The 13412-nt window shown below is 61.6% G+C and carries 13 protein-coding genes; all 13 read right to left on the reverse strand.

Annotated features, from left to right (window positions below; genetic code table 11):
- Positions 1-4: 4 nt before the first annotated feature.
- Positions 5-1216, reverse strand: coding sequence for a TraB/TrbI/VirB10 family type IV secretion system protein (locus AC1RKJ_RS10170; protein ID WP_006018737.1), 1212 nt, complete (start codon positions 1214-1216; stop codon positions 5-7).
- Positions 1213-2247: a P-type conjugative transfer protein TrbG gene (trbG, locus tag AC1RKJ_RS10175; protein ID WP_006018736.1), complete on the reverse strand. Its 1035-nt coding sequence runs from the start codon at positions 2245-2247 to the stop codon at positions 1213-1215. Before trbG ends, AC1RKJ_RS10170 begins: the two co-directional genes overlap by 4 nt.
- The gene (trbF, locus tag AC1RKJ_RS10180; RefSeq protein ID WP_006018735.1) at positions 2244-2927 is read right to left on the reverse strand and encodes a conjugal transfer protein TrbF; all 684 of its coding nucleotides are present in this window, start codon (positions 2925-2927) and stop codon (positions 2244-2246) included. The genes trbG and trbF overlap by 4 nt, the downstream gene beginning before the upstream one ends.
- A 100-nt stretch (positions 2928-3027) precedes the next feature.
- Positions 3028-4251 (reverse strand): P-type conjugative transfer protein TrbL, encoded by a 1224-nt coding sequence (gene trbL / locus AC1RKJ_RS10185; protein WP_006018734.1) that lies wholly within the window; start codon positions 4249-4251, stop codon positions 3028-3030.
- Positions 4248-4592 (reverse strand): putative entry exclusion protein TrbK-alt, encoded by a 345-nt coding sequence (trbK-alt, locus tag AC1RKJ_RS10190; protein WP_338076544.1) that lies wholly within the window; start codon positions 4590-4592, stop codon positions 4248-4250. The genes trbL and trbK-alt overlap by 4 nt, the downstream gene beginning before the upstream one ends.
- A gap of 26 nt (positions 4593-4618) precedes the next feature.
- Positions 4619-5347 (reverse strand): P-type conjugative transfer protein TrbJ, encoded by a 729-nt coding sequence (gene trbJ, locus AC1RKJ_RS10195; RefSeq protein WP_006018732.1) that lies wholly within the window; start codon positions 5345-5347, stop codon positions 4619-4621.
- Complete coding sequence (gene trbE / locus AC1RKJ_RS10200) at positions 5344-7785, reverse strand: conjugal transfer protein TrbE (RefSeq protein ID WP_006018731.1); 2442 nt, start codon at positions 7783-7785, stop codon at positions 5344-5346. The genes trbJ and trbE overlap by 4 nt, the downstream gene beginning before the upstream one ends.
- 10 nt (positions 7786-7795) lie before the next feature.
- Positions 7796-8059, reverse strand: a complete 264-nt coding sequence (locus AC1RKJ_RS10205; protein ID WP_006018730.1) for a VirB3 family type IV secretion system protein — start codon at positions 8057-8059, stop codon at positions 7796-7798.
- Positions 8059-8382, reverse strand: a complete 324-nt coding sequence (locus AC1RKJ_RS10210; RefSeq protein WP_006018729.1) for a TrbC/VirB2 family type IV secretion system protein — start codon at positions 8380-8382, stop codon at positions 8059-8061. The genes AC1RKJ_RS10205 and AC1RKJ_RS10210 overlap by 1 nt, the downstream gene beginning before the upstream one ends.
- Position 8383: 1 nt before the next feature.
- Complete coding sequence (gene trbB / locus AC1RKJ_RS10215) at positions 8384-9298, reverse strand: P-type conjugative transfer ATPase TrbB (protein WP_006018728.1); 915 nt, start codon at positions 9296-9298, stop codon at positions 8384-8386.
- 228 nt (positions 9299-9526) lie between these two features.
- Positions 9527-10855, reverse strand: a complete 1329-nt coding sequence (locus tag AC1RKJ_RS10220) for an MFS transporter (protein ID WP_006018727.1) — start codon at positions 10853-10855, stop codon at positions 9527-9529.
- Between the two features lie 133 nt (positions 10856-10988).
- On the reverse strand, positions 10989-11414 hold the full coding sequence (locus tag AC1RKJ_RS10225) for a ribbon-helix-helix domain-containing protein (RefSeq protein WP_006018726.1): 426 nt from the start codon (positions 11412-11414) through the stop codon (positions 10989-10991).
- Positions 11415-11420: 6 nt separating this feature from the next.
- Positions 11421-13409, reverse strand: coding sequence for a conjugal transfer protein TraG (locus tag AC1RKJ_RS10230; RefSeq protein WP_006018725.1), 1989 nt, complete (start codon positions 13407-13409; stop codon positions 11421-11423).
- Positions 13410-13412: the final 3 nt, after the last annotated feature.

Consider the following 13412-nt stretch of genomic DNA (forward strand, 5'->3'; position numbering starts at 1 on the left):
GTTGTCATCCTGTGTAAGGCTCGAGGCGGAGATCCCGGTTGACGATGACACGAACCGGAAAACCCGGGCGGATCGTCAGGGTCGGCTGGATGTTGAGACTGCGCCGAACCACCTGTTGTCCGGTTTGATTCAGTGAGTCCGAGGCGCCGTGTCGCAAGGCCTGGATAATTGCGCTGTCGTTGCTGTTGGTGTCCGAGCCGGCACCCAGTTCGGTCCCGACCGCCAGAAACGTCGATAGGGCCGCAGCCTTGAACAGCTCACCCCAGTGATTGTCGACCTGGTCTTCGAGGCCTGCATACCCGGCAGCGTCAACGCCAGGCTGCCGCTCGAGAACGATAGAACGTCCGTTCGGCATGATCAGCCGGGTCCAGACGAGCAGGACGCGGGACTGGCCGAAAGTGACCTGGCTATCGTAGATGCCGATCAGACGCGCTCCCTGAGGCACAAGCAGAAAGCGGCCGGTCGGGGTATCAAAAACATTTTCGGTTACCTGCGCTGTAACCTGGCCCGGAAGGTCTGATCGGATCCCGGTGATCAGGGCACCCGGAATGACCGTCCCAGCCTGCACGACATACGGTGAGGCCGGCCTGGTGATGCGGTCAGGGCTTACCGTGCGACGGTCCACAGAGGCGTTGACGAAGGCAAGCTTCCGGTCCTGACCGTTTTGCACAGATCCATCGTCGCCGGTGCTCGTTGCGTTCGGTGGCACGACCCGCTCGCTTCCAACAGCCGCAGTCGCGGACGGACGCACTTCTCGTCCATTGGTCGAAGCGAACAGATGACTGATGCGGGCTGCTTCGGTCTCCTGATCCCGGCGCTGCTGGTCCGGATCAGCGCCGCTCGTCGGCGACTGGCCTTGAGCGGCAAGGATCGGTCGACCGAGGTCACCGGGGAGCGGCGGACCAAGCTGCGGGATTGGCTGGCGCGGAACGCCAGCATAGTCCTTCGGCAGGGTCGTAATGCCGTCGGCAACATTGTGATGGTCGGTGCTGTAAAGCTCATCGGCCGCCTGATTTCGAGCACGATTGCTCTGAAGTGACCACAACACTGCTCCGCCGATAACAAGCAGGGCAACCGCGCTCCCGCCAGCCAAGACCTTCCGCGACAACCGCGTCACGCGCGGATGCTCCGCTCTCAAGCGGAAACTTTCGGACTGCTCCGCTTGTGTCTCCGGCGGAACTGCTTGCTCGTGATCGTTTTCATTCCGGGTGTTCATGACGACGGTCTCCCGTCGGTCCTGACAATCCTGACCTTCTGCTGGTGCTCACCGCCGAGCCGGAGTTCGGCGGCCGCAAACAGCCGATCGACGATCAACACATTGCCGTAGGCGCGATAGTTGACGAGTTCTGTCTTGCCGTCTGGGCCGATGACAAAGAGCGGAGGCATTTCGCCCTGCACGATGCCGAGCGGGAATTCGACGTAGACCTTGCGGCCATCGTCATATGCGGCTAGCGGCCGCCAGGGAGGACTGTCGCCTTCGATGGAATAGCGGGAGATACGCTGCGCTGGGTCCGGAAGAACGGGCTTCAGAGCAGCTGAACGCGACCGTTCGCGTACCGTCTCAGGATAGTACCAAGCAACGGATGGCATGTACGGCCGCTCGCGAGAGCGGAGCTCAATCAGGTAGGTGCGCCGGTCAGTATTGACCACCAGGTTGGTCTCGATCGAGGCTCGGGTCGGCTTGACCAGGATATGGACGCGCCGTGTGTCGCCGCTCCCGCTCTCGGTATCGCCCACGACCCAGCGTACGGTATCTCCGGCCGCGATCGGCCCTGATCCCGTCAAAAGTTCTCCTTCCTCGAGCGCGATATCCGTGATCTGCCCCGGCGCGGCGTAAATCTGATAGAGCGCCCCAGGACTGTAGGCGTAGATTTGCGCTGCGTTGAAATACCCTCGCTTGCGCGGTTCGACCCGGGCCGCGCTATTTGCTGTCTCAACCCGGCTCACAGGTTCAGCGTCTTCCTTCCCTCCCGACTTGCCGCCGAGAGCCGGCTTCCAGAGGGGTGGAATGTGAAGCGGTCGCGATCTGTCGTCGAGAGCCACCGGCGTAGCCGGTAACGGAGGCACTTCGGCGTCATAGCTGATCTCCGGAGGAATGTAGGTCGCGCACCCACCGAGCGCCGAGGAACCAAGCAGGAGAGCAAACAAAACTGCTCGCTTCGCGGTCAAGAACGCGGGCCAAGTGGGACCGATCCCGCAGTCCGGGGCGGGGCGCTTCGAATAAACGTCAAACGGCGTCTTGGTCACTGACTCAACTCCTTTGACCAGTTGATGGCGCGGACGTAAACGCCAAGGGGATTCTTGCGCAGGCGTTCGGCATCGCGGGGCATCTCGATCACGATGGTGAGAATTGCGGTCCAGCGTTCGGTCGAGCTCAGCGAACCGTTGTCATAGGTGCGCTGGGTCCATGCGACCCGAAAGCTTTCCGACGACGCGCGAATGACGCTCGAGACGTCGACGGAGATTTGCGCCTTACCGAGCTTGGCAAAGGGGTCATTGTTCCGCGCGTAGTCGTTGAGCGCAGCGGCGCCGCGATCGGTCGTAAAATCATAGGCCCGGAGCCAGTTTTGGCGTAGAACGATGCCGTCGGCCGGCAGACCTCTGACATCCTCGATAAAGCGCGCCAGATGGTAGGCGATCTGCGCATCAGTCGGTTGATAGTCGAAGTTGGCCGGCGCAACCCTCTGGGCTTGGCCAAGATGGTCGACTTCGACCACCCAGGGCGTGATCGACCCATGGCTTGATTGCCAGACCAACCCACCAGCGAGACCGGCTGACAGTATGAGACAACCGAACGCCATCAGCCGCCAGTTTTTGGCTTGCACGCGGGCGGATCCAATGCGTTCGTCCCAAACTTGGGCTGCTTTTTGATAAGGCGTGATCGGTTCGGGCATGCGCCCGTAGTGAACTAATGGTCGTTTGATCATTGATGATTGCCCCTGAGATCAAGTGATCGGCTTTGAGCCGTGTAGTGTCTGGGTTTGAGGCGCTGCCGCGTGGCGGGTGGCGAAAGTGCGGTGATGCGTCTCAGCGCTCTCCTTCGGACAAATCGACGGAGGAGCCGCTGCCACCATGATCGCCCGAGCGGACGTGACCAGCAGCCGAGGCACCATGCCGAATAGTCTCGGCGCGCTTCATGCGGCGCGCCCAATCGGGCAGCCCTTCGGCCGAAGCGCTTGCGGCCTGCTCGCCAGCTTGCTCGCCCCCGAAGGCAGCCGCTGCACGACGCAATGGACTCATGGCAGCCGAGCTGCCCGCCTCAGCGACGCCAGCAAGGCCGCCGCTTCGATAGGCGGCTGACGCTCCCCTTATGACAGCGCCACCACCGCGCGCGGCGCCCGCAATCGCGCCGCCAGCGAGACCAACACCGCCGGCGGCAAGACCCGCGCCCGCCGCAACAATGCCACCGGCAGCAAGGCCTGTTCCAACCGCGGCACCGGCACCGAGCTGAGGCCCACCCGACACCAGGCCGTTGGCGATTCCAGGACCGAAGATGCCCAGGCCAAGCAAGGAGAGCGCCGCAAGGACCAGGGTCATCGCGTCTTCTATGGTCGGCTGATTGCCACCAAAGCCAGCGGTGAACTGCGAGAACAAAGTCGAGCCGATGCCGACGATGGCGGCCAGGACCAAGACCTTGATCCCTGAAGAGATGACGTTGCCCAAGACCCGCTCTGCCGCGAAGGCTGTCTTGCCAAACAACCCAAAGGGAATGAGCACGAAGCCGGCCAGCGTCGTGAGTTTGAACTCGATCAGGGTGACGAAGAGTTGGATCGCCAGAATGAAGAAGGCGAGCAGCACCACGATCCAGGCAAACAGGAGAACGACGATCTGGACGAAATTCTCGAAGAAACTGATGTAGCCCATCAGATTGGAGATCGAATCGAGCAGCGGTCGGCCAGCGTCAAGTCCGACTTGAGCGATCTTTCCCGGCCGAAGGAAGTCCGACGCGGAGAGACTTGCGCCTGATGCTTTTAGCCCAAGGCCGGCAAAGCTCTCGAAAACGATGCGTGCCAGACTGTTCCAATTACCGATTAGATAGGCAAAGACGCCTACAAAGAGCGTCTTCTTGACGAGGCGCGCGACGATGTCTTCGTCCGGCCCCCAACTCCAGAACAACGCAGCAAGCGTGATGTCGATCGCGGCAAGGGTCGTTGCGAGATAGCCGACGTCGCTACCGAGCAGGCCGAAGCCGTTGTCGATATATCGCGTGAACGTTTCCAGGAATTGGTCGATAATCCCCGTACCCGTCATGGCTTGCTCGCCTCAGGTGTCGCCGGTAGCAGATATCCCTGCGGGATCCGGCTCTGATCCTTTGGGGCCGGCGCCAACGCAGCGGCGGGTTCTTCTTGGCCACGAACCGCGGCACCAGATTTCTTGGCCAAGAAGCGTCGCCGGTTTTCGGCCCAGACCTGCCTGCAATGCTGATAACCTGCCGTTTCCTCCGCAGTGACGCTGCGGCAGCGTGCGAGGTCAGAGCTGGTTGCATCTGTCGTCTGCGCGGCCTTCGGCAGCGCGGGCTGCTCGTCACCACCGCGAAGCTGAATCGTGCAGGCAGTGACGACCAACACGCCGATTGTCGTAAGCAGCGACAACGCCTTGAATGCCCTTATGTCCGTCATCAGTGGAACATCTGTACGTTGGATGACTGATAGCCCTGTCCCGGAGTCAGGAACCGACGAAGCTGTTCTCGTCCCTGATCCTGGGCCGAGGCGCGCTGAGCCGCTTCAAGGCTCTGCGCCCGACCTTGCGCCGTCACGACGGCGGTGAGGTCGGCGAGCTGCTGCGCGTTCAGCGCGAGAATCTGATTGCCAGCCTGCGTTGCCTGCAGCGCGCCGCTGGCACCCTGGCTTGACGTTACGAGCGCGGATGTCTGGATGCGATTGGTGTCGAGGTTGCCAACAATGCCCGCCTGGACGCGAAGCGCGTCTTGCGTTGCGGCATAGGAATTCTGCCAACGTGACTGAGCGTTGGAGATCAGCAACTGGTTCGATTGGCTGCTGGTCGCTGGCGCGTAACTTGTCGAGAAGGCATGATCAATCTGCTGAACGTCGTAGGCGATCCGCTGGGCCTGGGCCAGCAATTGCTGGGTCCGCTGGATCGATGATTGCAGTTGCTGCAGCGATGAATACGGCAGGCTTGCCAAATTCCTTGCCTGATTGATCAGCATCTGTGCCTCGTTCTGCAACGAGGTGATCTGATTATTAACCTGCTGGAGCTCCCGCGCGGCCGTCAGGACATTCTGGACGTAGTTGGTGGGGTCAAAGACGATCAGCGCCCGTGCAGGCACCGTGACGCCAAGCAGCAGCGCGAAGGCGGCCGTGGTCGCCAATAGGCCAAGAGGTCTCATTGCGATTTCTCCAGATTGACGAGGTTGGGGATCAGGTCGAGGGCCCAGGCGACGCCGCGGTGCTGGAGCCAGGCGGGCACGAAGCCGTCAGGTCCATGTTCGGCAAGGAGCTGCGCGATGGCTGCCTGGTCTGTCTTGGAAGAGGCTGCGGTGAAGGCGAGCGCAACCTCACCAAGGCCAAGTTCGAACATCCGGTTGCCGCGACGAGACTGGCAATAGTAGTCGCGCTTTGGCGTTGCCCGGCTCAGAAGTTCGATCTGGCGATCGTTGAGTCCGAAGCGGCGGTAGATGGCGGTGATCTGCGGTTCGATCGCCCGTTCGTTCGGCAGCAACAGGCGCGTCGGGCAGCTTTCGATGATCGCCGGTGCTATCGCGGAGCCATCAATGTCAGAAAGCGACTGTGTGGCGAAGATGACGGACGCGTTCTTCTTCCGAAGCGTCTTCAGCCATTCCCGGAGTTGCCCCGCAAAATCCTCGTCATCGAGGGCAAGCCAACCTTCATCGACAATAAGGAGTGTAGGCCGGCCGTCGAGACGGCCCCCGATGCGATGGAAGAGGTACGACAGCACGGCCGGCGCAGCACCCGTTCCAATCAAACCTTCGGTCTCAAACGCCTGGACCGAGGCTTCGCCAAGGCGCTCGAATTCGGCGTCGAGCAAGCGCCCGGAAGGTCCGCCGAGGCAATAAGGTTGCAAGGCGCGTTTCAGAGAGTTCGATTGGAGCAGGACTGACAAGCCCGTCAGGGTCCGCTCCTCCCTCGGCGCCGAAGCGAGAGATGTCAGTGCCGACCACAGATGATCCTTGACCTCCGGGGTGATCTCGACCTTTTCCCGTGCCAGGATCGCGCCGATCCATTCCGTCGCCCATCCGCGCTCGGAAGGATCCTCAATCCAGGCCAGCGGCTGCAGGGCGACGGGGTTTTCGTCCCCGTCTGACAATGCACCGCCGAGATCATGCCAGTCGCCACCCATGGCGAGCGCAGCCGCCCGAATTGAACCGCCGAAGTCGAACGCAAAGACCTGAGAGTTCGGATAACGGCGGAATTGCAACGCCATCAGAGCCAGCAAAACGGATTTTCCGGCGCCGGTCGGGCCCACCACGAGGGTGTGGCCGACGTCGCCGACGTGGAGAGAGAATCGGAAGGGCGTCGATCCCTCAGTCTTGCCAAACAGGAGTGCCGGCGCCTTGAAGTGCAGATCCCTCGCCTCACCGGCCCACACGGCTGACATCGGAATCATATGGGCGAGGTTGAGCGTCGAGACCGGTGGCTGCCGCACATTCGCATAGACATGTCCCGGCAGGCTACCGAGCCAGGCTTCGACAGCGTTCACCGTCTCGATCATGCAGGTGAAATCGCGGCCCTGAATGACCTTCTCGACCAGCCTCAGCTTTTCATCGGCAGCGTTGGGATCTCGGTCCCACACAGTGAGGGTGGCCGTAACAAAGGCTTGTCCGATCTGATCCGACCCCAGTTCCTGCAACGCCGCGTCGGCGTCGATCGCCTTGTTGTGGGCGTCGGTATCGAGCAGCGTCGACGCCTCGTTGGTCATGACCTCCTTGAGAATGGCGCCAATGGATTTTCGCTTGGCGAACCACTGCCGCCGAATCTTGGTCAGCAGCTTGGTGGCATCGGTCTTGTCGAGCATGATTGCGCGCGTCGACCAACGATACGAGAATGCCAGGCGATTCAGGTCGTCCAGGACCCCCGGGGTCGTCGCGCCCGGAAAGCCGACAATCGTCAAGACCCGCACGTTCGCTGAACCCAGCATCGGCTCAAGCCCGCCGGTCAGTGGCTGGTCGGCCAAAAGCGCATCGATGTACATGGGAATTTCGGGCACGCGAACGCGGTGACGCTTAGTCGAGATCGTCGAGTGCAGATAGGTCAGCGTGGCCTGATCATCGAGCCAGGCGCAATCCGGCATGAACCCTTCGACGAGTTGCAGCACGCGGTTGGTTTGATCGATAAAGCCGCGCAACACCTCCCGGGCATCTGCTCCAACGGTGCGGTCGCGACCTTCATAGAGCAATCGCTCCGCCTTAGCCGCTCCCTCCTCCGGCGGCAGATAGAGGAAGGTCAGGAAATAACTGGACTCGTAGTGGGCACCTGCCTCCTCGAATTGCGCTCTGCGTTCGGCATCGACCAGCGCAGACGCGACATCCGGAAAGGTGTTTGGAGGATAAGCGCCCGCAGAATGACGCTGCGCCTCAACGAACACGGCCCAGCCGGATCCGAGGCGGCGCAAGGCGTTGTTCAGACGACCGGCGACGGCAACGAGTTCGGCCGGCACCGCGCTGTCGAGGTCAGGTCCCCGGAACTTTGCTGTCCGTTGGAAAGAACCATCCTTGTTCAGGATGATTCCCTCGTCGACGAGAGCTGCCCAGGGCAGGAAGTCGGCGAGACGCGCGTTGGAATGACGATATTCGGCAAGGTTCATCATGGCGGAGCGCTCAGGTGTTGAGGTGGCTGGGAATGCGCAGATGTCGGCGCACGACATCGACAAATGCGGGATCGCGCTTGGCGGCCCAGACGGCGGCCATGTGGCCGATGAACCAGAGGATGAGACCCGCGATCCAGAGCCGCAATCCAAGTCCAAGGGCCGCAGCAAGCGTGCCGTTCACGATCGCGACGGACCGCGGCGCGCCGCCCATCAGAATCGGCTCAGTGAGTGCGCGGTGAACGGGCACGACAAAACCTGTGACCGGTTCATCCATCAAACCACCACGCCGCCGCCGAAGGAGAAGAACGATAGGAAGAAGCTCGAGGCGGCAAATGCGATCGACAGGCCGAACACGATCTGGATCAGCCGGCGGAAACCACCCGACGAATCCCCGAACGCGAGCGTGAGCCCGGTCACGACGATGATGATGACCGCGATGATCTTGGCAACCGGACCTTCAACCGATTGCAGGATCTGATTGAGCGGCTGCTCCCATGGCATATTCGAACCAGCGGCCCATGCCGGCGCCGCCGCCAAAAGCACCGTGCCGAAGGCGGCCACCGATGCACCTCGAAGAAAACGAATTTGCTGACGCATGTCAGTCTCCTGCTGTTGAAAGGCTGTAGTCGCCGGCAGCTCCAAGCCCCCGGACGAGCGCGAGCTCAACGAGGCGACGATCAGCGCCACGCCCCGCCAGCACGGCGATAACGTTGATGGTCTCGGCGATCAGGGCACGCGGAACCGTGATGACGGCTTCCTGAATGAGTTGCTCAAGCCGCCGCAGGGCACCGAGCGCGGTACCAGCATGAATGGTCCCGATGCCACCGGGATGCCCGGTACCCCAGGCCTTGAGCAGATCGAGGGCTTCGGCACCGCGGACCTCGCCGACCGGAATACGGTCAGGACGCAGTCGCAGCGAGGAGCGAACGAGGTCCGATAGCGTCGCCACGCCATCGTTGGTACGCAAAGCGACAAGGTTGGGCGCTGTGCACTGCAGTTCGCGCGTATCTTCGATCAGCACGACCCGATCGGCAGTCTTTGCCACTTCGGCCAGGAGCGCATTTGTCAGAGTCGTCTTGCCGGTCGACGTTCCCCCGGCGACGAGGATGTTCTTCCGTGCGGCGACCGCGCTCTTCAGGATCTCGGCCTGCTCCGAGGTCATGATTTCCTTGGCGACGTAATCGTCGAGGGTAAACACCGCGACCGCTGGCTTGCGGATAGCAAAGGCCGGGGCGGCAACGACCGGAGGCAAAAGGCCTTCGAAGCGCTCACCAGTTCCAGGCAGTTCTGCCGAAACCCGTGGCGCCCCGGCATGCACCTCCGCACCTACGTGGTGCGCTACCAGGCGAACAATGCGCTCGCCATCCGCTGCGGAGAGAGTTTTGCCTGTGTCGATCAAGCCACTCGACAGCCTGTCGATCCACAACCGCCCATCCGGATTGAGCATCACCTCGATGATCGCTTCATCTTCGAGGTAGCCGGCAATCGCTGTGCCAAGCGCACTACGAAGCATGCGCGCGCCGCGCGAATTCGCTTCCGATTGAATGGAATGGCTTGGCACCGTCGTCCCCACCCAGTGAGAGCGTCCGCAAAGGGCCCTCAGATGGGATGATTAGAAAAAGCACCTATGGAGTTGGCGCAACAAGCGCTTTCGGTGATCGTAGACTGGCGTAGAAAAAGGAAGACTGAGAACTGATATTGGACTCCTGCTCAATCGTACCAGTCCGCTAAGAGCTATCGCTCACCACTCCGCGCCGTCGTCCGCGGGTATCAGGATGGGCGAATTCTCGTACAAGCCGACCGACTTGACACCATTGGAAACAGAGGCTGGCGTGGAGCGGGAAGTTAAACTCATCCATGAAGCGCAGACTCTACGCCAAGGCAGCGCGAACCAGACCAAGGCTGCGATCTGCAGCGCTACGTTGAGGCCGAACGCGACCTGATAGGCCTGGACGGACCTATGGCCATCGATCGTGTGCCATTGCTCCAGGATCAGGCCTGTCGCGTATTGTGCCAGAAATGCCCAACCAAAGTGCAGGACGTTCAAGACGCCGTTGGCACGACCAGCAAGCTCCGGCGGAAAGTAATCCGCTATTACCGCGAAGCTGACCACGGTTGCCGTTCCGGCAATTGCGACAACCGACCAGGGCAGGATGGACGGCAGGGGCGCTCGCAAGATCAAGGCTGAATCGGCTGCGATGAACAGCACTGCAACCACCACTAATATAGCCTCCGCTCCGATTCCTTTGCGTTTGATGTAATGGACGGCCATACCGAACAACCAGGCACCGCCGCTTAGTACGACGGACATTGTAAACAGCTGTCTGACGAGACTTGTGCGATCAAGCCTCTCCACGTCGATCAGCCACGGTGATGCCCACAGCCCCTGCAGAGACCAGGCTGATCCGACGCAAGTCGCCGACAACGGGGCCATTCGCCAGAAGCGCCGATCGCTGAAAACGGAGCTAAGAGTGGCGCAGGCTGCTGATGGGACAATGCCCCGCTCGGGAACCACGACATAGATGAAAATGGCCGTCGCGCCGGTCGCCGCCGCTAGGATCTCAAAGAGCTGCCGCCAGCTCATCCAAGCGAGTAGGTATTCTACGGGAACCGTAGCGGTCACCGCTCCTAGCGATCCCAGCATGATCATGTAGCCGTTAAGCAAGGCAACTCGTTCTCTGGGGAACCAAAGGACGATCGACTTCAGTCCTGCGGTCAACGCCGCCGCCACGCCAAGCCCGATCATTGCACGCGCGATCAAAAGCGACAGGAAACCGGTCGATATCGCGAAGAGTCCGGCGCCCGCTGCGGCTAGCAAGAGCAGAACACTCTGGACGCGACGCGGACCAAAGCGATCCAACAATATACCGACAGGGATCTGAGCCGCCGCGAATATCAGGAAATAGACTGACGTAAGCAACCCGAGGTCGGCAGTCCCGAGCGCGGTATCCGAGCTGAGATGACTGGCGATCAAAGCGTTGATCGTTCGATACAGATACGAAAGATAGTATCCAGCAGCAAACGGGAGAAAAACGCGCGAGATGAGACGCCATGTCCCGGAAATTTGCATGCTGGCCCTCTTGCTGTCAGCTCGTGCGAGCCGATAGCGCGACCAGCTTTTCGTCAGTTCGGGTAAATCCCTGCGGTCGTAGGGTGGCGTAGAATAAGAAGGATCCGCGAAATGGTCTGTCTACGTGGCTCTCTCAAGTTTCTTCGGCCGGTTCCTGACGACCGATGTCTTCTGGAATCTCCCGGAGAAAGCTTTGCCCCTTTTGCAAACGGCGCCCGAGTGCTTCGACAAATCCTTCAAAACGATCCCTGCCCTTTGCCTGCGCGGCAGCCTGTGCGTCGTTGGGTAGCGGCGGCGTGATCGTCAGCCAAAAGCGGATGAAGAGCGCCAAGCTTTCGGCCGTCAAGCCCACGTCGCGTTCCAGCCGCTGCATCTGGCGCGACAGCCGATCGAGGCGCCGGGTAAACGCCGCTTCTCGCCTGTCCGCTCCATCCGGGGACAGAAACGAAACAACTGCCGCTTCCACGATCGCCGACCGAGAAAGTCTTTTGCGATCGGCGAGCTCTGAGATCTGTTTCAGCAGTTCTGGCGGGAAGTAGACGTTCATCCGGTCGCGCATAATGCCTCAGAGCTCCATACCGTCATTCGGGTCCATGGCGACCTGACGCGCAACGCCGCGCATCTGCTGGCGTATGAGCCGGGACTGGCGGACCCCATCCTCGTCATCGTCAAGAACGGCGGCAAATTCTTCTGCCGGCGTCGGTTCGGTCGTCTCCTTGGCGATCGCGACGTGATCGGGGAGTTCGGGCTCGCGACGGAGTCCGCTGTTCGCCGTGTCTTCCTCGACCTCCGCGGCTTTGTCAGTTGGACCCGCCGTCGGCTTCAATGGTCCTAGCGCTGACCAACCGTCCGTTCTCGATGATCGGCCGGCGCTCGCCGGATTTGGCGGCGGCAGAACCCGCTCGGTGAACCGCCTATCCTCGTAGTAGCGAACTTTCTTCGCCCGGATCGGCGGCGTACCCGCCACCATGACGATCTCGTCCATCGGTGGAAGCTGCATGACCTCGCCCGGGGTCAAGAGAGGTCTGGCCGTCTCCTGCCGCGAGACCATCAAGTGCCCCAACCACGGGTTCAATCTATGGCCGGCATAGTTTTTCATGGCCCGCATCTCGGTCGCGGTCCCGAGCGCGTCCGATACCCGCTTGGCGGTCCGCTCGTCGTTGGTCGCGAAGCTGACGCGGACGTGACAGTTGTCGAGGATGGCGTTGTTAGGCCCGTAGGCCTTCTCGATCTGGTTGAGCGACTGCGCGATCAAGAAGCTCTTGATGCCGTACCCCGCCATGAAGGCGAGCGCAGACTCGAAGAAATCCAGCCGCCCCAGCGCCGGGAACTCGTCGAGCATCATTAGCACTCGATGCCGACGGTCGCGGGCGTGTAGATCCTCGGTCAGGCGCCGGCCGATCTGGTTCAGCACCAGACGGATCAGCGGCTTGGTCCGAGAAATATCCGACGGCGGCACCACGAGGTAAAGCGTCGTCGGGCGACCATCTGCGATCAGATCGGCAATCCGCCAGTCGCAGCGACAGGTCACCTGGGCCACGACGGGATCGCGGTAGAGCCCGAGGAACGACATCGCGGTGGATAGGACGCCGGAGCGTTCGTTTTCGGATTTGTTGAGGAGTTCGCGCGCGGTCGAGGCGACGACGGGATGGGCGCCCTGCTCGCCAAGGTGCGGTGTAGTCATCATCGCCCTCAGCGTGGTCTCGATCGGCTGCTTCGGATCGGACAGGAAGGCGGCGACGCCGGCCAAGGTCTTGTCCGCCTCGGCATAGAGAACGTGGAGTATGGCGCCGACCAGGAGCGAATGACTGGTCTTCTCCCAGTGGTTCCGCTTGTCGAGGGAGCCTTCGGGGTCGACCAGGACGTCGGCCACGTTCTGGACGTCGCGAACCTCCCATTCCCCGCGCCGGACCTCGAGCAGCGGATTGTAGGCTGAGGACTTTGGGTTGGTGGGATCGAACAACAGGACGCGGCCGTGTCGCGAGCGGAAGCCCGCGGTCAGTTGCCAATTCTCGCCCTTGATGTCGTGAACGATGGCCGAGCCGGGCCAAGCCAGGAGCGAGGGGACGACAAGACCGACACCCTTGCCGGATCGGGTGGGTGCAAAACACAACACGTGCTCCGGCCCGTCGTGGCGAAGGTAGTCGCGGTCGAGCTTGCCGAGCACCACACCATCCGGACCGAGAAGTCCCGCCGCTCGAACCTCGTCCGCACCAGCCCAGCGCGCCGACCCATAGGTCGCGACATTCTTGGCTTCGCGCGCCCGCCAAACCGACATGCCGATCGCCACCGCGATCGAAACGAAGGTCCCCGACGCCGCAATGAAGGCTCCTTCGACAAAGACCCGTGGCGCATAGGCGTCGTAGACGAACCACCACCAGAAGAAGACGGGCGGGTAATAGACCTTGAAGCCCAACAGTTCGAACCAGGGCCGCCCAAGCTCCGGTTGCCAGGCGAGCCGCCAGGCCGTCCACTCGGTTGCTCCCCAGATGGCCAGCAAAACGATCAGGCCGACCACGATCACCTGCCCCCAAAGGATTTTGGTTCCGGACATCCC

It is taken from the genome of Afipia sp. GW822-FHT04G07, assembly GCF_058800765.1.